This is a genomic window from Streptomyces sp. NPDC058773, from assembly GCF_042746015.1.
GTDB lineage: Bacteria > Actinomycetota > Actinomycetes > Streptomycetales > Streptomycetaceae > Streptomyces.
In genome coordinates this window covers 39,825-59,250 of the sequence record NZ_JBHYPE010000007.1, presented here as the reverse complement: position 1 = coordinate 59,250, position 19,426 = coordinate 39,825, and the positions used below count along the sequence as shown (strand labels likewise).

The 19,426-nt window shown below is 74.2% G+C and carries 16 protein-coding genes and 1 pseudogene; 9 read left to right on the top strand and 8 right to left on the bottom strand.

All coding sequences use genetic code 11. The features are described from left to right. Window positions 1–96: 96 nt before the first annotated feature. Complete coding sequence (locus ACFW5B_RS08680; RefSeq protein WP_386435326.1) at window positions 97–828, bottom strand: response regulator; 732 nt, start codon at window positions 826–828, stop codon at window positions 97–99. Next, on the bottom strand, window positions 825–1,982 hold the full coding sequence (locus ACFW5B_RS08675) for a sensor histidine kinase (RefSeq protein ID WP_386435761.1): 1,158 nt from the start codon (window positions 1,980–1,982) through the stop codon (window positions 825–827). Before ACFW5B_RS08675 ends, ACFW5B_RS08680 begins: the two co-directional genes overlap by 4 nt. 258 nt (window positions 1,983–2,240) lie before the next feature. On the opposite strand from ACFW5B_RS08675, the gene ACFW5B_RS08670 reads away from it, so the two are divergent. Both ACFW5B_RS08670 and ACFW5B_RS08665 read left to right on the top strand, forming a co-directional pair. Continuing rightward, window positions 2,241–3,353, top strand: a complete 1,113-nt coding sequence (locus ACFW5B_RS08670) for an ABC transporter permease (protein WP_386435323.1) — start codon at window positions 2,241–2,243, stop codon at window positions 3,351–3,353. Continuing rightward, window positions 3,350–4,036: an ABC transporter ATP-binding protein gene (locus ACFW5B_RS08665; protein WP_386435320.1), complete on the top strand. Its 687-nt coding sequence runs from the start codon at window positions 3,350–3,352 to the stop codon at window positions 4,034–4,036. The genes ACFW5B_RS08670 and ACFW5B_RS08665 overlap by 4 nt, the downstream gene beginning before the upstream one ends. A gap of 72 nt (window positions 4,037–4,108) precedes the next feature. On the opposite strand, the gene ACFW5B_RS08660 is transcribed toward ACFW5B_RS08665, so the two are convergent. Next, window positions 4,109–4,606: an indole-3-glycerol phosphate synthase gene (locus tag ACFW5B_RS08660; protein WP_386435317.1), complete on the bottom strand. Its 498-nt coding sequence runs from the start codon at window positions 4,604–4,606 to the stop codon at window positions 4,109–4,111. A 139-nt stretch (window positions 4,607–4,745) separates the two neighbouring features. Beyond that, window positions 4,746–5,570 carry a dihydrofolate reductase family protein gene (locus ACFW5B_RS08655; RefSeq protein WP_386435314.1) on the bottom strand — a complete coding sequence of 275 codons (825 nt, stop codon included), beginning with the start codon at window positions 5,568–5,570 and terminating at the stop codon, window positions 4,746–4,748. 66 nt (window positions 5,571–5,636) lie between these two features. Here ACFW5B_RS08655 and zapE point away from each other — a divergent pair, with 66 nt between their 5' ends. Together zapE and ACFW5B_RS08645 are read left to right on the top strand one after the other, a co-directional pair. Continuing rightward, window positions 5,637–6,752: a cell division protein ZapE gene (zapE, locus tag ACFW5B_RS08650; protein WP_386435311.1), complete on the top strand. Its 1,116-nt coding sequence runs from the start codon at window positions 5,637–5,639 to the stop codon at window positions 6,750–6,752. A 110-nt stretch (window positions 6,753–6,862) separates the two neighbouring features. Next, on the top strand, window positions 6,863–8,239 hold the full coding sequence (locus tag ACFW5B_RS08645) for an alkaline phosphatase PhoX (RefSeq protein ID WP_386435309.1): 1,377 nt from the start codon (window positions 6,863–6,865) through the stop codon (window positions 8,237–8,239). Between the two features lie 266 nt (window positions 8,240–8,505). Here ACFW5B_RS08645 and ACFW5B_RS08640 read toward each other — a convergent pair whose 3' ends face one another. Together ACFW5B_RS08640 and ACFW5B_RS08635 are read right to left on the bottom strand one after the other, a co-directional pair. Beyond that, window positions 8,506–9,174 carry an ABC transporter gene (locus tag ACFW5B_RS08640; protein WP_386435307.1) on the bottom strand — a complete coding sequence of 223 codons (669 nt, stop codon included), beginning with the start codon at window positions 9,172–9,174 and terminating at the stop codon, window positions 8,506–8,508. Beyond that, window positions 9,171–10,214 carry an ATP-binding cassette domain-containing protein gene (locus tag ACFW5B_RS08635; RefSeq protein ID WP_386435304.1) on the bottom strand — a complete coding sequence of 348 codons (1,044 nt, stop codon included), beginning with the start codon at window positions 10,212–10,214 and terminating at the stop codon, window positions 9,171–9,173. Before ACFW5B_RS08635 ends, ACFW5B_RS08640 begins: the two co-directional genes overlap by 4 nt. A 288-nt stretch (window positions 10,215–10,502) precedes the next feature. On the opposite strand from ACFW5B_RS08635, the gene ACFW5B_RS08630 reads away from it, so the two are divergent. The 4 genes and pseudogenes from ACFW5B_RS08630 (at window position 10,503) to ACFW5B_RS08615 (ending at window position 15,557) form a co-directional block, all read left to right on the top strand. Further along, window positions 10,503–11,252: a peptidyl-tRNA hydrolase gene (locus ACFW5B_RS08630; RefSeq protein WP_386435301.1), complete on the top strand. Its 750-nt coding sequence runs from the start codon at window positions 10,503–10,505 to the stop codon at window positions 11,250–11,252. Between the two features lie 188 nt (window positions 11,253–11,440). Next, window positions 11,441–12,851 (top strand): annotated as a pseudogene (locus ACFW5B_RS08625) (DUF692 domain-containing protein). A gap of 129 nt (window positions 12,852–12,980) precedes the next feature. Next, entirely contained in the window at window positions 12,981–13,784 is an 804-nt protein-coding gene (locus ACFW5B_RS08620) for a TIGR04222 domain-containing membrane protein (protein ID WP_386435298.1), read from the top strand. 84 nt (window positions 13,785–13,868) lie between these two features. Further along, on the top strand, window positions 13,869–15,557 hold the full coding sequence (locus ACFW5B_RS08615; RefSeq protein WP_386435295.1) for an alpha/beta hydrolase: 1,689 nt from the start codon (window positions 13,869–13,871) through the stop codon (window positions 15,555–15,557). Window positions 15,558–15,642: 85 nt separating this feature from the next. Here the strand turns inward: ACFW5B_RS08615 and hemQ are convergent, their stop codons facing one another. Both hemQ and hemG read right to left on the bottom strand, forming a co-directional pair. Continuing rightward, window positions 15,643–16,404 (bottom strand): hydrogen peroxide-dependent heme synthase, encoded by a 762-nt coding sequence (gene hemQ, locus ACFW5B_RS08610; protein ID WP_386435293.1) that lies wholly within the window; start codon window positions 16,402–16,404, stop codon window positions 15,643–15,645. 2 nt (window positions 16,405–16,406) lie between these two features. Beyond that, the gene (hemG, locus tag ACFW5B_RS08605; RefSeq protein ID WP_386435290.1) at window positions 16,407–17,867 is read right to left on the bottom strand and encodes a protoporphyrinogen oxidase; all 1,461 of its coding nucleotides are present in this window, start codon (window positions 17,865–17,867) and stop codon (window positions 16,407–16,409) included. 335 nt (window positions 17,868–18,202) lie between these two features. On the opposite strand from hemG, the gene ACFW5B_RS08600 reads away from it, so the two are divergent. Beyond that, window positions 18,203–19,399: a thiolase family protein gene (locus tag ACFW5B_RS08600; protein ID WP_386435288.1), complete on the top strand. Its 1,197-nt coding sequence runs from the start codon at window positions 18,203–18,205 to the stop codon at window positions 19,397–19,399. Window positions 19,400–19,426: the final 27 nt, after the last annotated feature.

Here is a 19,426-nt window from a genome sequence, read left to right as displayed (position 1 = left end):
GGGTCGTGCGGTCCTGCGGTCGTGCCGGGAATGATTCTCGCACCCGGCACCGACAGCGCCGCTCCGCGGACCCCGGCCGGGCGCGCGGAGCGGCGGTCAGCGGCGGATCAGCCCCTGTGCGGTGGCGGCGGCGACCGCGGACGTTCGGGAGTCGACCCCCAGCTTGGAGTAAATGTGGACGAGATGGGATTTGACGGTCGCCTGGCTGAGGAAGAGCCGTTTGCTGATCGCCGCGTTCGACAGGCCGTCGGCGACGAGCTGGAGGACCTCGGTCTCGCGGCGGGAGAGCGTGGTGGCGGGGGTGCGCATCCGGTCCATGAGGCGCAGCGCGACGGTGGGGGCGAGCGCCGACTTCCCGGCGGCGGCGGTGCGTACCGCGGCGGCCAGTTCCTCCGGCGGGGCGTCCTTGAGGAGGTAGCCGGTGGCGCCCGCCTCGATGGCGGCGAGGATGTCGGCATCGGTGTCGTACGTGGTCAGGACGAGGACCCGTGGGGCGTCGGGGGCGGCGGTGATCTCGGCGGTGGCCCGCGAGCCCAGCATCCGGCCGCCGAACTGGAGGTCCATGAGCACCACGTCGACACCCAGCCGTCCGGCGAGCCCGACGGCCTCTTCGGCGGTGGGGACATCGGCGACGATCTCGAAGTCCTCCTCGGTCTCCAGGACGGCGCGCAGTCCGGCGCGGACGACGGGGTGGTCGTCGGCGAGCAACAGCCGGATGCGCGGGGCACTCCCCCGGCCGCCGCCGCGCTCCTGGGGGTCGTCGCCGGGCGCGCCGGTCCGGGTCCGTACGGGCGGAGCCGGGAGCCCGGCGGGATCCGGCGCGGTCATGAGGCGGCCTCCGGTGCGGCGGCGGGGCAGGGCAGGGTGACGGCGACCGCGGTGCCCTCCCCCGGGGCGGACTCGACGACGAGGGTGCCCTGGAGGGCACGGGCGCGGGCGCGCATCGCGGCGAGGCCGAAGCCGGTGCCGGGCACCGCGGCGGTGCCCGGGGCAGGCACCTCGGCGGGCACGAACCCCGCGCCGTCGTCGACGATGTCCAGCGCGACCTCGGTGTCCATGTAGCTGAGGGTCAGCTCGGCGCGGCCCGCCGCGGCGTGCCGGACGGTGTTGGCGAGCGCGGACTGGGCGATGCGCAGCAGGGCGACCTCGTGCGGGGTGGGCAGCGCGGTCGGCGTGCCGGAGACCTGGCAGTGCACGGCGAGACCGGAGGCGCCGGCCGTGGTGGCGCAGAGCCGCTCCAGGGCGGCGGGCAGCGACCCGGCCTCCAGGTCGGGCGGGCTGAGCGCCCGTACGAAGCGGCGTGCCTCGGCGAGGTTGTCGACGGCGGCGGTGCGGGCCTGCCGGACGTGTCCGAGGGCGCTGCCGGGCCGCTCGGGCAGGGCGCGCTCGGCGGCCCGCAGCAGCAGCTGAATGCTGGACAGGCCCTGGGCGAGGGTGTCGTGGATCTCGCGGGCCAGCCGTTCGCGCTCGGCGAGGACTCCGGCGGCGTGCTCGGCGTCGGCCAGTTCGCTGCGGGTCGCGGTGAGCTCCTCGATGAGGCGGCGGCGCTGTTCGCTCTCCCGGTAGAGGGCCTCGTAGCCGAGGACGACGGCGACCGCGACGGCGGCGCCCAGGGCCGGGCCGAGCACCGTACCGACGCTGAGGGTGTGGGTGTGCCAGCCGAACCCGGCGATGGCGGCGAGGGTGGTGACCGCGACCGCGGGCAGGGCCCAGCGCAGCGGCAGCAGATGCAGCTGGACGAAGAAGAGCGGGAAGGCCACCCAGACGCCGTCCGGGGTGAGGGCCAGCAGAACCAGCCAGACCAGGGCCACGGCGGTGAGCCACAGGGCGGCGGCGCCGGTGGAGGTGCGCAGCCGGGGCAGCCGGGGGCCGGTGACGTAGAGCGCGCACAGCACCACCGCGGCGGCGACCACGGCGGGGGCGTCCGGGGTGCGGTCGGCCACCGCCCGTACGGCGGCGAGCGCGAGCAGCGCGGCCACCATCAGATGCAGGCAGCTGCGCAGGGCACGCAGGACGGGGGTGAGGGAGGGAGCGGTCACGGCTTTTTCGGTCACGGCCCGTCCAGGCTACGGGCCCGCGATGACCGGCGGCATCAATCAAAGGGTTGACCATCGGGCGCACCTTTCGGCGCCGGCGGACCACTCCCCGGCGCGATGCCGCGGCCCCGTCCGGGAGGCGACGGTGGGGGCCAGCCGCCGGGCAGTGGAGCCCGGCGTACCGATCCGAGAGGTGCCAAGCCGGTGTTCGTCGCCTGGAGAGACCTGAGATTCGCGAAGGGGCGGTTCGCCCTGATGGGCACCGTCATCGTGCTGATCACGGTGCTGGTGGGTCTGCTGTCGGGCCTGACGGCGGGCCTGGGCCGGGAGAACACCTCGGCGATCACCGGGCTGCCCGCCGACCATCTGGTGTTCTCTGCGCCCGCCGACGGCGCCGAGCTCGCGTTCGCCGACTCCCGGCTGCCGGAGCGGACCGTCCGGGCCTGGGAGCGGGTGCCGGGCGTACGGCACGCCGAGCCGCTCGGCATCGCGACGACCCGGGCAGAGACGGACGGCCGGACCGCCGCGGTGTCGGCGTTCGGGGTGCGGCCCGGGTCCGGGCCCGCGCCGGAGGGGGTCGGTGACGGTGCGGTGGTGCTGTCCGGGAAGGCGGCCACGGAACTCGGGGTACGGGCCGGCGGACGGCTGACGCTGGGCGGCCGGACGGTCGCGGTCGCGGCGGTGTCCGGCACCGCGATGTACAGCCATACGCCCGTGGTCTGGACGTCGCTGCGGGACTGGCAGCGGCTCATGGGCGGGGCCGGACCGGCGCCCGGTTCCGGCGGGACGGGCGCGGCGGCCCGCGACTCCATGGGCGCGACGGTGCTCGCCCTGTCCACCACCGGCACGTCCGGTCTGCCCGCCGCCGACAAGGAGCTCGGCACACGGACCGTCCCCCTCGGCGACGCCGTGCGGGCCATCGGCTCGTTCACCGCCGAGAACGGTTCGCTGCAGCTGATGCGCGGCTTTCTGTTCGCTATCTCCGCGCTGGTCATCGGCGCGTTCTTCACGGTGTGGACGATCCAGCGCAGCGGCGATGTCGCGGTGCTCAAGGCGCTGGGCGCCTCGACCGGCTCGCTGCTGCGGGACGCACTCGGCCAGGCCGTCGTGCTGCTGGTGGCCGGGACCGGGCTGGGCACCGCCGTGGCGACCGCGGTGGGCGCCTCGATCGGCGGCACCGTGCCGTTCGTGCTCGATGCGCCGACCGTGCTGCTGCCGGCCCTGATCATGATCGCGCTGGGTGCCGCCGGTGCCGCGCTCGCCATCCGCCGTCTCACCTCCGTCGACCCGCTGACCGCCCTGGGAAGTGCCCGATGAGCCTCGAACTGACCGATGTCACCCTCACCTACCCCGACGGCGACGCCCGGCTGACCGCGCTGGACCGGGTCTCGCTGACCGTGCCCCCCGGCGGGCTGACCGCGGTGATCGGGCCGTCCGGGTCCGGCAAGTCCAGCCTGCTCGCGGTCGCCGCGACGCTGATCGGACCGGACCGCGGACGGGTGGTGGTCGACGGTACGGACACCACCGGCCTCGGCCGCGCCGGGCTGACGGCGCTGCGCCGCACCACCATCGGCACGGTCTTCCAGCAGCCGAACCTGCTGCCGGCGCTGACCGCGGCCGAGCAGCTGCAGGTGATGGCCCATCTCGATGGCCGTCCGCCCCGTAAGGCGCGTCCCCGGGCGCTGGAACTCCTGGCGGCGGTCGGACTGGAGGGGCTGGCGGACCGGCGGCCGCATCAGTTGTCGGGCGGCCAGCGGCAGCGGATCAACATCGCGCGGGCGCTGATGAACGCACCCGCGGTGCTGCTGGTGGACGAGCCGACCAGCGCCCTGGACCACGAACGGGGCGCCGCGGTGCTCGCGCTGCTGCGCACCCTCACCCGGGAGCAGGGCACCGCGACGGTGCTGGTCACCCACGACCGGACGCATCTGGACGCGGCGGACGAGGTCGCCGAGATGCGCGACGGCCGCCTCCGCCCGCTGCACGGCGCCCGCCACTGACCCGCGCCCCCGCGGGCCGGGTCCCCGCCCGGCCCGCGGGGCCGTGCGGAGGAACCGGTTCCGTGGAGGGCCTCAGCCGTCGGCGGAGGCCGGGGGCTGGTCGTCCGCCGCGTGCGAGAAGAGTTTGAGGACCGGGACGCCGACCTTGTGCCGGGCGCGGGAGGCCCAGTCGCGGTGGAAGAACTCCTCGACGAAGTGCGGGGTGGTCAGCACGATCACCTCGTCCGCGCTCGTCTCGTCGACCATGGACCGCAGCAGATCCAGCGGATGGTCCTCGACCACCTGCCCGACGGCCTCCGAACCCGCGTCGCGCAGCGCCTGCAGGGTGTGCGCCAGACCGGCCTCGGCGGACACCTCGGGCCGCTCACCGCCCGGTTCCCCGGCCTCCCGTACGGCGTCGTCGAACTCGCCGAGGGCGACGTCGTCGATGGCCCGCAGCAGCACGTCCTGCTTACCGCGCGGCTGCATGAGCACGACGAACGAGATCCGGTCATCGCCGTGCAGAGTGGTCACAAACTCCACGTCGGCGGGCGTCAGAGGCTTCTCGATCATCAATACGCTCGTGAACACGACGGACGCCCTTCTTCTCTTGGGGGCGCCGCATGGAACGGAGCCCGACAGACACCATCCTGCCCCGTCGCCACACGGGACCTGTTGGCTTTTAGTGTGCCCAACGGAAGCAAAGCGGAACAGATAGTTCCGCTGATTGTCAGGACCGACGGTAGCGAGTGAACAGGAACCCGGCCTCTTCCAGCGCCGAGGCCAGGGTGAACCGCTCCGGCACCGCGACGGCGGGACCGTTCATGATCCTCGGCGCGTCGCCCACCGCGACCACCGGCGCCAGCGTCAGACACATCTCGTCCAGCGCATCGGCCGCCGCCAGCTGCCCCAGCAGCCTCGGCCCGCCCTCCGTCAGCAGCCGGTGGTGGCCCCGCCCGGCCAGCACCCCGGCCACCCGGGCCGGGTCGACTCCCAGCCCCTCTCCGGCGAACAGCACCTCGGCGCCCCCCGCGCGGGCCGCTGCCACCCGGTCCGCGGGGGCGCCCGCACCGGTCAGCAGCACGGTGGGCACCAGCGGCTCGGTGAACAGGGGCAGCGTGAAGTCCAGCCCGAGACCCGCGCTCACCACGGCGATGGCGGGAGCCGGACCCTGACCGGCGGCGGCCCGCCGGGCGGCGAACGCCTCCCGGGCGCGGGCCGGCCGGTAGCCCTCCTGCCGCACCGTCTCCGCCCCCACCACCACGGCGTCCGCGAGCCCCCGCAGCACCCCGAAGATCCGCATGTCGGCGGCGCCGGACAGCGGCTGCGAGCGGCCCCCGTGATGGGCCGCGCCGTCCAGGGACGACACCATGTTCGCCCGCAGCCAGCCGGTGCGTCCGGAGCGCGCCGGGTCGTCGGCCGCCGGGTAGGCATAGGCGTCGGCCAGCTCGTCCAGCGTCCACTCGCGGTCCGTGGGGTCGGCCGTCCCCCGCTCCCGGCTGTCGAGGTCAGGGGCCGGTACGGGCGGGGCGGGAAGCGGGAACAGGCGTCGCATGGCGGCAGTGTGACATGCCTCGCCCGCCGGCCGACGGGTACCGCACACGCGATAGGCTGGACGGCTGTGTCGCCTTCCCAGCCCTCCGCCCCGCAGCCCGACCCGACCGCCGGCCCGCCGGCCGACGGGGACGCGGTGCCCGCCGCGCTCACCGCCCGTGCCCCGCAGGTCCCGGCCGACCGCCTGGTCGCCGAGATGGTGCCGCCGCCGCGCTTCCAGGGCGCCCGCTTCGACACCTACATTCCGGACGCGCAGCAGCCCAGCCAGGCCGAGGCCGTACAGGTCCTGAGCGACTTCGCGGACGGCATCGACGGCGGAGGGCCGGCCGCGGGCAAGCGGCGCTGGTTCGCCCGGAAGCCGGCCGCCCCGCAGGGCCCGCGCGGGGTCTATCTGGACGGCGGCTACGGCGTCGGCAAGACCCATCTGCTCGCCTCCCTGTGGCACGCCACCCCCGCCCCGGCCGAACGCAAGGCCTTCGGCACGTTCGTCGAGCTGACCAACCTCGTCGGCGCGCTCGGCTTCCAGCAGACCGTCAAGACGCTCGGCGAGCACAAACTGCTGTGCATCGACGAGTTCGAGCTCGACGATCCCGGCGACACGGTCCTGGTCTCCACCCTGCTCGGCAAGCTGGTGGACTCCGGGGTGGCGCTGGCCGCCACCTCCAACACCCTTCCCGGCAAGCTCGGCGAGGGCCGGTTCGCCGCCGCCGACTTCCTGCGCGAGATCCAGGGCCTGAGCGCCCACTTCCGCCCGCTGCGCATCGACGGTGAGGACTACCGCCACCGCGGGCTGCCCGAGGCCCCGCCCCCGTACGACGACGAGACCGTCACCCGCACCGCGTACCGCACGCCCGGCGCCTCGCTCGACGACTTCCCGTCCCTGCTGGAGCACCTGTCACGGGTCCACCCCAGCCGCTACGGCGCGATGTGCGACGGCATCGAGGCGGTCTGCCTCACCGACGTCCAGGCCGTGCCCGACCAGTCCACCGCGCTGCGGCTGGTGGTCCTGGCCGACCGGCTCTACGACCGTGAGGTGCCGGTGGTGACCTCCGGCAAGGCCTTCGACGAGCTGTTCAGCGACGAGATGCTGCGCGGCGGCTACCGCAAGAAGTACTTCCGGGCGATCTCCCGGCTCACGGCGCTGGCGCGCGACGCGGGCGCCCTGGTGGCCGACGACCGGTAAACGGGACAGCGGCAACACCCGGTTGGTGGCTGTCGGCTGGTTCCCGGCGGCCCGGGCGCGTGGTACACACGAGCGGGTCACGTCACCTGTCCGCCAACAGGGAGTTGCCCATGTCCGCGACACGACGTCAGATCCTGGCAAGAACCGGTGCGCTGGGGGCGGGAATCGCCTTCTCCGGCAGCCTGACCGAGCTCTTCACGGGGACCGCGGCCGCCCAGAGCATGGGGCGGCGTGGCTACGGCCCGCTGGTGCCGGACCCGGACGGTCTGCTCGACCTCCCCCGGGGCTTCCGCTACCGGGTGCTGTCCCGGGAGGGCGACCCGCTGCGCTCGGGAGAGGGCAAGGTGCCCAGCAACTGTGACGGCATGGCTGCGTTCCCCGGCGCTCCCGGCCACCGCGCGGGCACCCATCTGGTCCGCAACCACGAGAACCGTACGAAATCCCGCCAGGCCGTCCCCCGCGTCCGCGATCTGACCTACGACCCCGGTGGCGAGGGCGGCTGTACGGCCCTCGCACTCGACCGGGACAACAAGGTGCTCTCGGAGCGGGTCGCCATCGCCGGCACCTCCACCAACTGCGCGGGCGGCCCCACCCCGTGGAACACCTGGCTGACCTGCGAGGAGACCGAGCGCCGGGCCGGTGAGGAGAACTACACCAAGGACCACGGCTTCATCTTCGAGGTCGACCCGTACGACCCGCGCCGCACCGGAGCCGTCCCGCTGACCGCGATGGGCCGCTTCCAGCACGAGGCGATCGCGGTGGACCCGCACACCGGCATCGTCTACGAGACCGAGGACGCCTTCGAGAAGCCGTTCGGCCTCTTCTACCGCTTCCTGCCCGACAAGCCGATGGGCGGCCGCGGTTCGCTCCGGGCCGGCGGCCGCCTCCAGGCGCTGCGCGTCCCCGGGGTCCCCGACCTGTCGGCCATCCAGCGGCCCGGCACCACCTTCGACCACGTCACCTGGGTCGATGTGCCGGACCCGCTCGCCCGTGAAACCCCGATCCGCTTCCAGGACTTCGGCCCCCAGGGCATCACCCACGCCCAGAAGCTGGAGGGCTGTTACTGGGGCGGCTCCTGCGTCTACTTCATCTCCAGCTTCGCCCACCGCAAGGACGGCTCGGCGGCCGACCACTACGGCCAGGTCTGGAAGTACGACCCCAGGAAGCGACGGCTCACCCAGGTCGTCGTCTTCGGCCCGGACACCGACCTCCAGCTGCCCGGCGAGTCCCCCGACAACATCTGCCTCGCCCCCGGCCGCGGCCTGATGGTCTGCGAGGACGGCGAGGGCGCCCAGCACGTCTTCGGCCTCACCCGCCGCGGCGAGGTCTACGCGATGGCCCGCGGCCGCCAGAACATCGGCACCCCGGACAAGCCGGAGTGGGGCGAGTTCGCCGGCGTCACCTTCTCACCCGACCACCGCACGATGTACGTCAACTGCTATACGCCGGGGACGACGTTCGCGGTTACGGGGCCTTGGGGGCATTGAAGGGTGCTGTGGTGAAAGCCCGTGGGTGGGGGCGGCCCGTCGGGGGGGACCGTCGGGGGCCCGTCGGGGGTGGACCGTTTCGGTGAGCCGGCAGGAACAGGCGGACCGCTCCCCCCCCCACCCCCGAACCCACCCCCGCCCCCTCCCCCGAAGGGGGAGAGGGGGAGGGGGCGGGGGAGCCACCCGCGGGCCGCTGCGGGAGCTGTGATCCACGTACCGGCCGCGGGAGCTGAGGCCCACGTACAGGCCCTCCTCTTCGCCCCGCCTCAGCCGCGTCGCGCGCTGAGGGCGCACGCGGACGCGATGGCGACGGCCGCGATCAGGGCAGTGGCGGCGAGCGGCAGCCAAGGGGTGTTGATCGTCCCGTGGGCGGAGCCGGTGACCAGTCCCGAGACGGCGGCGTTGGCGGGCGAGGCGCCCAGCACCAACAGCAGCAGGGCACCGACCAGTCCCGTCGGGATGCTCCAGCCGGTGCTGCGCAGCACCGGCCAGTTGCTCAGCGCGCCGATGGCGACGCCCATGAGCAGGCACACCAGCGCGGCGAGCAGCCCGGCGAGAGCCGCGGGAAGGACCGGGACGGCCACCCGGTGGTAGGTGGAATGCGGGTCCGACAGCAGCACGGCCACCGTCGTACCGAGCACCCCCAACAGCAGCGCGGAGCCGGCCGCGGTCAGTACACAGGCGAGGTGCACCCGGCCGGGCCCGGCGGCGGCCGCGGCGCAACTACGGGCGGCCGAGGGCTCGTTGGTGACACAGACCCGGGTCAGCCATACCGCGGCCGGCAGCAGCCCTCCGGCGGCGTAGCCGAACGCATCGAGGATCGGGCCACCGCTCTGGACGCCGATCGCCAGCCAGGCTGCGTAGAGGATGACCGGCGGCAGCCAGCGGTGCGAACCGATGAGCAACGCCGTCTGATAGCGGAGAAGAGCGATCACGGAAGGGGAGCCTCATCGGATGCGGCGGCGCCACGGGACGCCGGGGTCGTGTGGGGAGCGGGGGCTTGGCGAGATGCGAAGGCGGTGTCGTCGGCACCAGGCACCGGGCCGGGAACAGCATCAGGAAAAGGACCAGGAACGGGTTCAGGGACAGGGACAGGCCCAGGCCCAGCATCCTGCGGCCATGAACCAACCGCCGTCACCGACCGGATGTGCCACGGCGGCCGGGCGCTGAGCAGGGCGCGCAGCAGGGCGTCGGAGTGGACGGCCGGAACCGTCAGCCGGGTCGTGCCGTCCGGTCCCGGCGTGATCTCCGGTCCGCCGGGCAACTGCGGGGCTCCGGCGGGCGGCAGGCTCCCCGGTGCCCCCTCGGCCTCGATGAGCACCCGGGGACCGGCGACGTCCGTCGTACCGGCCGCCGCCCCGCCCTCCTCATGGATCAGCAGCCGTGCGTCCACCACCCGGTAGCGGGCGTCGGCGCCGCCCGCCAGCCGTTGCGGGTCATGGTCGACGAACACGACGGTGCCGCCGTCCGCGACCCGTTCGGCGACCGCCCGGTCGAGCACCTCGCGCGCGCCCCGGTCCAGCCCGGTCCAGGCCTCGTCCAGAATCAGGAGAGCGGGCTCGGCCAGCAGCGCCTGGGCGACCGCGACCTTCTGGCTCGTCCCCTTGGACAGCTCGGCCAGCCGGGTCCGCGCATGCCCGGCCGCCCCGAAGCGTTCGAGCCACTCGGTGACGCGGCGGGCCGCTTCGGGGCCGCCCAGGCCGTGGATGCGTCCGAGGTGGGTGAGGTAGCCGACGGCGGTGAAGGGCAGGGCGGCCGGGAAGCGTTCGGGCACATAGGCCGTACGCGGACGGCCGGTGATCCGTCCGGTGCTGGGCCGGTCGATACCGGCGAGCAGCCGCAGCAGCGTGGACTTCCCGCTGCCGTTGGTGCCTTCGACGCGCAGCAGCGCGCGCTCGGGCACGTCGAGTTCCACATCCCGCAGCACCCACGGGCCACGCACCCCGTACCGCCGCCCCACCCCGTCCAGCCTCATACGCCCCGGCCCCTCCGCTGTCTCTGGCGGCCCCCGCCACTCACCGCCCCGACGGTAGCCGGACCGACCGCCTTGTGCCCGCCCGGGGCCGCCTCCCCTGCGCGCCACGCACGCCTCAACATCCCCCCACACCGGCGGTGTTGGCCCTCGAAGCCGCCGTACGACGGCCAGGCGCCGGGACCGGGCGGGATCGCAAGAGGACCGGAGCGTGATCGGAGTGGAATCCGGGCGGGACCCGGGCGGGACCGGAGCAGGGGCGCTGTCGGTGGCGGCTGGCAGACTTGTCGGGTGACCAGCACCGAGACCGCCGGACAGTCCGGCAACAGCGCCGAGCGCCCCGTCGAGCACCCGAAGACCGACCCGGACACGGCACCACAGTTCGTCCTGCCGCTCGTCGTACGGATCGAGCGGGACGCGCCGCCGGCCCGGACGGACGCGCTGGAGACGGCGGCGCGGGCGGTGCTGGTGCTGCTGTCGGACGAGCGGTCGGCCGGGGACGGCGAGTGGGCCGCGGCGGTGCGGGACTGGCAGGACGCCCGGATCCGGAAGGTCGTGCGGCGGGCCCGCGGCGCGGAATGGCGGCGCGCCGCGGCGCTGCCGGGCATCACGGTCACCGGCGACGAGGCCGAGGTACGGGTCTTCCCGCCGGTCCCGCTGGACGGGTGGCCCAAGGATCTGGCGCGCCTCCAGGTCTCGGGCACGGAACTGGACGATCCGCAGCCGCCCGGTGCCCCCGCCGCGGGCCCGGTGCTGTGGTTCAGCCCCGAGCTGACGATGTCGGCGGGCAAGGAGATGGCGCAGGCCGGACACGGCGCGCAGTTGGCGTGGTGGGGGCTGTCCGCGGCGGAGCGGGCGGCCTGGCGCGCGGCCGGCTTCCCGCTGTCCGTACGGTCCGCCGACCGCGCGGACTGGGACGCACTCACCCGCAGCGGCCTCCCCGTGGTGCGCGACGCCGGCTTCACGGAGATCGCCCCGGGCTCCTGCACGGTCGTCGCCGACCACCCCGCACTGCGGAGCACGCTGCCGCACACCGGCTGAGGGGGCGAGTGGGAGTGGACCGGCGGGCGACGGCGGACCGCCCTCGGCGCCCGCGCAAACCGGCAGAGGCGGCAGCGGCGACAAGGGCAGCGGTGAAGCTCAAATCAACCTCTGAACTCGGCCGGTGCAGGGTTCGGCCCGGCCGGGTGCGGCATGAGTACCGACACCACGGAGCGAGAGGGGGAGCCATGGAGCGCCTGGGGACGGGTATCGGCTGGCGGCCGGAGATCGCCGCGGAGATCGCGGAGCTGCCCGGGGTGGACTGGGTCGAGGTGGTGGCGGAGAACCTCTGTCCGGGCCATCTGCCGTCAGCCCTGCAGGAGTTGCGCGAGCGCGGCACGACCGTGATCCCGCACGGGGTCTCGCTCGGCCTGGGCGGTGCCGACCGTCCGGACCCCGGCCGCCTCGACGCGCTCGCCGAGCGTGCCGAGGCGCTCGGCGCACCGCTGGTCACCGAGCACATCGCCTTCGTACGGGCGGGCGGCCCGCTCACCGCCTCGCCCCGTATGGAGGCCGGGCATCTGCTGCCCGTGCCGCGCACCCATGACGCCCTGGACGTGCTGTGCGAGAACGTACGGATCGCCCAGGACGCCCTGCCGGTACCGCTGGCGCTGGAGAACATCGCCGCTCTCATCAACTGGCCGGGCGAGGAGCTGACCGAGGGGCAGTTCCTGGCCGAGCTCGTCGAGCGGACCGGGGTGCGGCTGCTGATCGACGTCGCCAACCTCCACACGAACCACATCAACCGGGGCCAGGACCCAGCGGCCGCCCTCGACGAGCTGCCGCTCGACGCCCTCGCGTACGTCCATGTCGCGGGCGGGGTGGAGCGGGACGGGGTGTGGCACGACAGCCATGCCCACCCGGTGAGCCGGCCGGTGCTGGACGTCCTCGCCGAACTGTGCGCCCGCGTCACCCCGCCCGGCGTGCTCCTGGAGCGGGACGACGACTTCCCCGAGGGCGGGGAACTGGCAGGTGAACTCGACGCGATACGCGCCGTGCTGAAGGAGGCCCGCCATGACCAGGCGGCTTGAGGTGGTACCGGACACCGTGCCGCCGGCGGACACCCCGCCGGCGCCGGACGCCCCGCCGCCGACGAACGCCCCATCGGTCACGGACACCGGCACCGGCACCGGCACGAAGGCCGACACCGAAGCCACCGCCACCGCCACCGCCGGCAACGCCGACGCGGCCCGCGAGCGGCTGGCACTGGCGCAGGCCGCGCTGTTGTCCGCGCTGGTCGCCGGGACGCCCGTCCCCGAGGGCTTCGACCCCGCCCGGCTGCGGGTGCAGAGCCGGGCGCTGGCCGCCAAGCGGGCCGCGGTGGTCGCCAAGGTCGCGCCCGAGTTGCCCGAGATCCTCGGCGCGGACTACCGGGCCGCCTTCGCGGACCATGCCCGCAACCGGCCCATGAGCGGCGGCTACCGCCAGGACGCGCTGGACTTCGCGGTGCATCTGCTGAGCCGGGGCCGTCCCGAGGACCCGGTCGCGCGGCGGCAGTTGGCGCGCTGGTGGCGGGAGCGGGCCGGTCCGAAGCCGCCGTCCGCGCACCCCGTGGCGCGGCTGGCACGGGCCGTACAGCGCATCTGGCGCCGGGACTGACCGCGCCCGCCCGACCCTCCGGGTGGTGCCACGTCGCCGCCCGGCCCACCCCCGAACCCATGCCCGCATACTGAGACATTTTGTGGAGGTTGTGGCGGTTGTCGTGGCCTCTCGCATAGGAATTCCGGCATGTGGCTGTCCTTCCTCCTCGTCGCCTGTTCGGCGGCGGTGCTGTCCTGTGCGCTCCTCTGCCGTGCGGCGGTCGCCGCCGCACGCGCCACCCCCGGTCCGGCCCCGCGGCGGGCGCCCGGAACCGTCCCGGACAGGGCCGGTGCGGACCACCGCGGCTCCGGGCTGACCCTGTACGAGATGGCGTACCTCTCCGGCGGCCCGCACCGGCTCGCCGACGTGGTGCTGGTGCTGATGGCCCAGCAGCGGCGGCTGCTGCTGGCCGACACCGGCTGGGCCACCGTCGTCGACCCGGTCGGCAAGGACGCGGTCGAGCGTGCCGCCCTCACCGCCATCGGTCCCGAAGGGCAGCGCCGCATACCGGCGATACGAGACGCCCTGGCCGGTGACGACACGGTGCGGGAGATGGGCGACCGGCTGGTGACCGACGGGCTGGCGGTTCCCGCCGCGGTCCGTCCGGGCGTCGGTGGCGCCGTCCGTCTGGTGCAGGGCGCCACCGTCCTGGTGCTGCTGTGTGCCGCGGCGTCCTGTTGGACGGCACCGGCCGGCGCGGACACCGGGCTGCTGCTGGCCTGGTGCTCGCTGCCGCTGATCATCACCCTCGGCAGCTGGGCCGTGGCCCGCTTCGAACTCCACCCGTACAGCGACTGGGCCACCACCGCCGGCGAACGGCGGCTGCCCCGTACCGGCCGCTCCCCCGCCTCGCCCGCCCTGCCGGCCTCCCTGGTCACTCTTGCCCTCCGCGGCCCCGCCGCCCTCACCGATCCCGCGTTGCGCGCGGCGCTCCACTCTTCCGGGGCATAGCCTCCGACACCGGAGCCAGGTGCTTTACATCGACAATCGCCGCCCCAACTATCCCTTTTGTATGCACACACGAAGGGACGGCCAGTGAGAGCACTTGCGTTGTACGGCACCATCGGGTCGCTGCTGGTGAGCGCCCTCGCCACTGCCCCGGCAGGCGGCGCCACGGGGCCCGCCGCCGCGCCACCCGCACCCGTGGCGCACCGCATCCAGTGGGGGCGCTGTGCGGCGGTGGAGCATCTGCCGTCGTCCGTCGAGTGCGGCAGACTCACCGTTCCCCTCGACTACGCGCGCCCCGACGGAAGGAAGATCCACCTCACCGTCAGCCGGGTCCGCGCCACGGCGCGCGGTGAGCGGCAGGGCGCACTGGTCTTCAACCCCGGCGGCCCCGGTGCCTCCAGCATGGAGTTCCCGCTCTACGGGGCGCTCCCGAAGTGGAGCCGGCTGGCGCGTGCCTATGACTTCGTGGGCTATGCGCCGCGCGGGGTGGGCCGTTCGGCGCCGCTGTCGTGCCAGGACCCCAAGGAGTTCGCCAAGGCGCCCACCGACAGCCGGATGCACCCTGACGCGGCCTTCAAGCGGCGCAAGCGGGCGGAGGCCAAGGAGTACGCCCGCGGCTGCGTCCGCCGGGCCGGCGGGGCCCTGCCGTACTACAACTCCGTCAACAACGCCCGCGACCTGGACATGCTGCGGGCCGCCCTCGGCGAGAAGAAGCTGACGTTCATGGGCGCCTCGTACGGCACGTACTTCGGTGCGGTCTATGCGACGCTCTTCCCCGGCCACGTCCGGCGGATGATCTTCGACAGTGTGGTCAATCCGTCGCCCCGGCAGATCTGGTACCGCAACAACCTCGACCAGGACGTCGCCTTCGAGCGCCGCTGGGGCGACTGGCTGCGCTGGGTGGCCCGGCACGACGGCCGGTACCACCTCGGCACGACCAGGAAGGCGGTGCAGCAGGCCTACGACAAGGCCGCGAGCACGCTGCGCCGCACTCCGCTCAACGGGAAGATCGGCGCCGGCCAGCTGCAGTCGGCGTTCCTCAAGACGGGCTACAACGACGCCTTCTGGCCGATGCGCGCCGAGGCGCTCTCCGGGTATCTGCACGGCAACCCCAAGCCGCTGATCGCCCAGGCGCTGCCCAGGGACACCGGTGCCGCCGCGGAGGAGAACAGCAACGCCGTCTACACGGCGGTGGAGTGCAATGACGCGCCCTGGCCGCACGACTGGCGGACCTGGAACCGGGACAACACCGAGATCGCCCGGATCGCCCCGTTCGAGACCTGGGACAACGCCTGGATGAACCTGCCGTGCGCCTACTGGCCCGGCCACTCGGCGTCGGCCGCGGCCGAACTCCAGGCCGCCGAGCACCGCGCTGACCACCCCGCCGCCGGGCAGGACCTGGCCGATGCCGCAGGCCATGTGGCCAGGACCCAGGTCGACGGCGTGCTCCACGGGCGGCGCGGTCCGCTCGATGTCCACACCGAGCCCGGTGCGCTGCCGCCGGTGCTGCTGCTGGCGGCCGAGCGGGACGCGGCGACGCCGTACCGGGGCGCGCTGGAACTCCAGCGGCGGCTGCCCGGCTCCTCGCTGGTCACCGAGAACGGGGCGGGCACCCACGGCATCGCCTTCAACGACAACGCCTGTGTGACCAAATACGCCGAGGCGTATCTGCTGCACGGGAAGGTCCCGGCGCACCGGGCGTACTGCGCGCCGCGCGCCGAGCCGGTACCGGGCCAGCAGGCGACCCGGGCCCAGCACGCGCTGCCGGGGAAGTAGCCGAGGACCCGCCGCACCGCGGGCCGTCCCCCGAGGGACGGCCCGCGGTGCCGTGTCCGGGCCCCCGGCCGGACCCCCGCGTCCGCTACGCCAGACCCGCGACCAGCTCGGCGACGGGCTTGCGCCGGCCCGTGAAGAACGGGATCTCCTCGCGGACGTGCATCCGCGCCTCGGAGCCGCGCAGGTGACGCATCAGGTCGACGATGCGGTAGAGGTCATCTGCCTCGAAGGCCAGCACCCACTCGTAGTCGCCGAGCGAGAAGGACGGCACGGTGTTGGCGCGCACGTCCGGGAAGCCGCGGGCCATCTTGCCGTGGTCGGCCAGCATCCGACGGCGGTCCTCGTCGGGGAGGAGGTACCACTCGTAGGAGCGCACGAAGGGGTAGACGCTCACATAGGCGCGCGGCTGCTCGTCGGCCAGGAAGGCCGGGATGTGCGACTTGTTGAACTCGGCGGGGCGGTGCAGCGCCATGTTCGACCACACCGGCTCCAGCGCGCGGCCGAGACGGGTGCGGCGGAAGAGGTTGTACGCCTCCTGGAGGGCGTCCGAGCTCTCCGAGTGCCACCAGATCATCACGTCCGCGTCCGCCCGCAGGCCGGACACGTCGTAGGTGCCGCGGACCACCACGTCCTTGGCCGCGAGCTGCGCGAACAGCTCCTCGACCTCGTCGGCGTAGCCGCTGCGGTCCTCCGGCAGCACGTCGCGCAGCTTGAACACGGACCAGAGGGTGTAGCGGATGACCTCGTTGAGGTCCTTGGCCTTCTTGCCGGCGTGCGGCACCTTCTCGGGCGCCGCGGGGGTCTGCGGCGCGGGAGCGGGAGTGGAAGCGTCTGTCATGTCGTCCATTCTCACTCGGCGGGGACGGAGTCCGGCGTCAGGGTGCCGAGGAGCTCGTCGGCGGCGCGGCGCGCCGAGCCGATACAGGCCGGGATGCCGACGCCGTCGTAGACCGCGCCGCACACCCGCAGCGCACCGGGCATCCGGGCGACCGCCTCCCGGATCCTGGCGACCCGGTCCAGATGGCCGACGGAGTACTGCGGCAGTCCGCCCTCCCAGCGGGTGACCGTGCTCGCCACCGGGCGCGCGGTCAGGCCGACCGCCGCGCCGAGGTCGGCGAGCGAGAGGCCGACCAGGTCGGAGTCGTCGCGCTGGAGGTCGGCGGTGTCCTGGTACCTGCCGAGGGAGGTGCGCAGCACGAACAGGCCGGGGTCGGCGGCGCCGATCCAGCCCCACTTGTGGCTGGCGAAGGTCGAGGCCTTGATGTGGCGGCCGTCGACGGGCGGGACGAGGAAGCCGCTGCCGTCCGGCACCCGGTCCAGGTCGGCACGGCGGAAGGCCATGGTGACCAGCGCCATCGAGGCGTAGTCGACGGTGTCCAGCGCGGCGGCCGCGTCGGGGCACCCGTCGCGCAGCAGGCCCGCCGCGGCGCCGGCGGGCGCGGCCAGGACGACCGCGTCGGCCGTGATCGTCCGGTCGCCGAGGCGGATGGACCAGCCCTCGCCCTCGGACCACTGGAGGGCCTCTACGGGGGTGCCGAGGAGGATCTCGCCGCCGGCCCGGCGTACGGCGTCGGCGACAGCGCCCGGCAGCGTCCCGATCCCGCCGTCGATGCCCATGAAGACCGGCGGGGTCCGGTCCGGCCCGCCCGGCGGTGCGGTGGCGGCGGCGCGCGCCTGGATGGCCCGTACGCCCTCGATCAGGGAGCGCTGCGACCGGGCGGCCTCGAAGAGCTGCGGGACGGCGGCGCGCATCGAGATGCGGTAGGCGTCGCCCGCGTAGACCCCGCCGAGCAGCGGTTCGACGAGCCGGTCGACGACCTCCCGGCCGAGCCGCGCGGCGACGTAGGCGCCGACCGCCACGTCTTCCCCGGCCTCGGTCCGCTCCAGCGTCTCGTCCTCGGTGATCCGCACCATCCCCTCCGGGGAGATCACACCGGAGGCGGCGAGCAGACCGAGGTCTCCCGGTACGCCCATGACATGTCCCTTGGGCATCGGGCGCAGCGCGCCGCGGGTCCACAGCGACGCGGTGGCCGTGGCGGGCGGCTGCAGCCGGTCGGCGATGCCGACGGCCCGTGCGAGGTCCACCGCCTCCGGGCGCCTGGCCAGCATCGATTCGGCGCCCAGATCGACGGGGACGTCCGCGATCGCACCGGCGCGCAGCTTGCCGCCGAGCCTGCCGGACGCCTCCAGGACGGTCACCCGGGCGCCGCCTTCGAGCAGACGGTGCGCGGCCGCCAGCCCGGAGATTCCTCCCCCGATGACGACGGCATGGCCGGTCCCGCGGCCCGTACGGCTCTGCGCTGTGCTCATGCCTCCACTCTCTCAGAGCCCACTGACACGACCGTGACCGGATCACGCGGCACGGAGGGCGTCCCGTACGGCCGCGGTCCGCCGAAGGGCCAAGGGGGGAAGGCCACTTCGCGGGGCCACCGGGGTGGTGCCGTCGTGCGCGGTGGCCGTGAGCCCGGGGAGGCGACACCGGGGCGGACGCGGCGGGCGCGCACCGGAGCGCCCGGTGCCGCCTCGGAAGGTGACCGAGAGCCCCGTTGACAGCGGGCAGCGGCGGGCAAAGACTCGTGGTCGGCGGGCGGCGATCTTCGTGCCGCCCCACCGACGTCGAGCCGGGACAGCGAGGACAGCGCCTGATGACCGACCCACACGTACGGGATGTGTACATCGTCGACGCCGTACGGACCCCCGTCGGCAAGTACGGCGGCGCGCTGGCCGGGGTACGGCCCGACGATCTCGCCGCCCATGTGGTCAAGGCCCTGGTGGACCGCACTCCCGGCCTCGATCCGGCGCGCATCGACGACGTCTGCTTCGGCGACGCGAACGGCGCGGGCGAGGACAACCGCAATGTGGCGCGGATGGCGGTCCTGCTCGCCGGGCTGCCGGTGACCGTCCCCGGCGTGACCGTGAACCGGCTGTGCGGGTCGGGCCTGGAGGCGGTCATCCAGGCGTCCCGCGCCATCGCGCACGGCGATGCGCATATCGCGGTGGCGGGCGGCGTGGAGTCGATGAGCCGTGCGCCCTATGTACTGCGCAAACCCGAACGCGCCTTCCCCGCGGGCCATCAGGAGATGTTCTCCTCGACGCTGGGCTGGCGGATGGTCAATCCGCGGATGCAGCCGGAGTGGACGGTCGCGCTGGGCGAGGGCGCCGAGCTGATCGCCGACCAGCACGGCATCACCCGCGAACAGCAGGACGTGTTCGCGCTGGCCAGCCACCAGAAGGCGGTGCGTGCCTGGCAGGAGGGCGCCTACGACGCCGAGGTCGTGCCGCTGCCGGACGTCGAGCTGCTGCGTGACGAGACGATCCGGGAGGCCTCCTCCCTGGAGTCGCTGTCGAAGCTGAAGCCGGTGTTCCGTCCGGCCGGCGGCACGGTCACAGCGGGGAACTCCTCACCGCTCAACGACGGTGCGGCCGCGCTGCTGCTGGTCGATGAGGAGGGGCTGCGGGCCACGGGCCGGGAGCCGCTGGCCCGTATCCGCGCGAGCGCGGTGACCGGTGTCGAGCCGCAGCTGTTCGGCCTGGGCCCCGTGGAGGCGGTGCGGCGCGCGCTGGAGCGGGCCGGGCGCGGCTTCGACGAGGTGGCGGCCTTCGAGCTCAACGAGGCGTTCGCGGCCCAGGCGTTGGGCTGTATCGGGCAGTGGCCGGATCTCGACCCCGCGGTGGTGAATCAGCGTGGCGGCGCCATCGCGATCGGCCACCCGCTGGGCGCGTCCGGCGCCCGTCTCGCGGGCTCGGTGGCCCACCAACTCGCCGCCCTGGGCTCGGGTACCGGCCTCGCCGCGCTGTGCATCGGCGTGGGCCAGGGCCTCGCACTGGTCCTGGAGCGCTGAGCCTCCGCTGCGTGCGGTTGTCGGCCC

What these genes read in the sequence shown, in the direction of transcription:
- ACFW5B_RS08680 (WP_386435326.1), bottom strand. Translation starts at nt 828, where the DNA reads ATGACCGCGCCGGATCCCGCCGGGCTCCCGGCTCCGCCCGTACGGACC.
- ACFW5B_RS08675 (WP_386435761.1), bottom strand. Translation starts at nt 1,982, where the DNA reads ATGGTGGCCGCGCTGCTCGCGCTCGCCGCCGTACGGGCGGTGGCCGAC.
- ACFW5B_RS08665 (WP_386435320.1), top strand. Translation starts at nt 3,350, where the DNA reads ATGAGCCTCGAACTGACCGATGTCACCCTCACCTACCCCGACGGCGAC.
- ACFW5B_RS08655 (WP_386435314.1), bottom strand. Translation starts at nt 5,570, where the DNA reads ATGCGACGCCTGTTCCCGCTTCCCGCCCCGCCCGTACCGGCCCCTGAC.
- ACFW5B_RS08645 (WP_386435309.1), top strand. Translation starts at nt 6,863, where the DNA reads ATGTCCGCGACACGACGTCAGATCCTGGCAAGAACCGGTGCGCTGGGG.
- ACFW5B_RS08635 (WP_386435304.1), bottom strand. Translation starts at nt 10,214, where the DNA reads ATGAGGCTGGACGGGGTGGGGCGGCGGTACGGGGTGCGTGGCCCGTGG.
- ACFW5B_RS08620 (WP_386435298.1), top strand. Translation starts at nt 12,981, where the DNA reads ATGTGGCTGTCCTTCCTCCTCGTCGCCTGTTCGGCGGCGGTGCTGTCC.
- hemQ (WP_386435293.1), bottom strand. Translation starts at nt 16,404, where the DNA reads ATGGACGACATGACAGACGCTTCCACTCCCGCTCCCGCGCCGCAGACC.
- hemG (WP_386435290.1), bottom strand. Translation starts at nt 17,867, where the DNA reads ATGAGCACAGCGCAGAGCCGTACGGGCCGCGGGACCGGCCATGCCGTC.
- ACFW5B_RS08600 (WP_386435288.1), top strand. Translation starts at nt 18,203, where the DNA reads ATGACCGACCCACACGTACGGGATGTGTACATCGTCGACGCCGTACGG.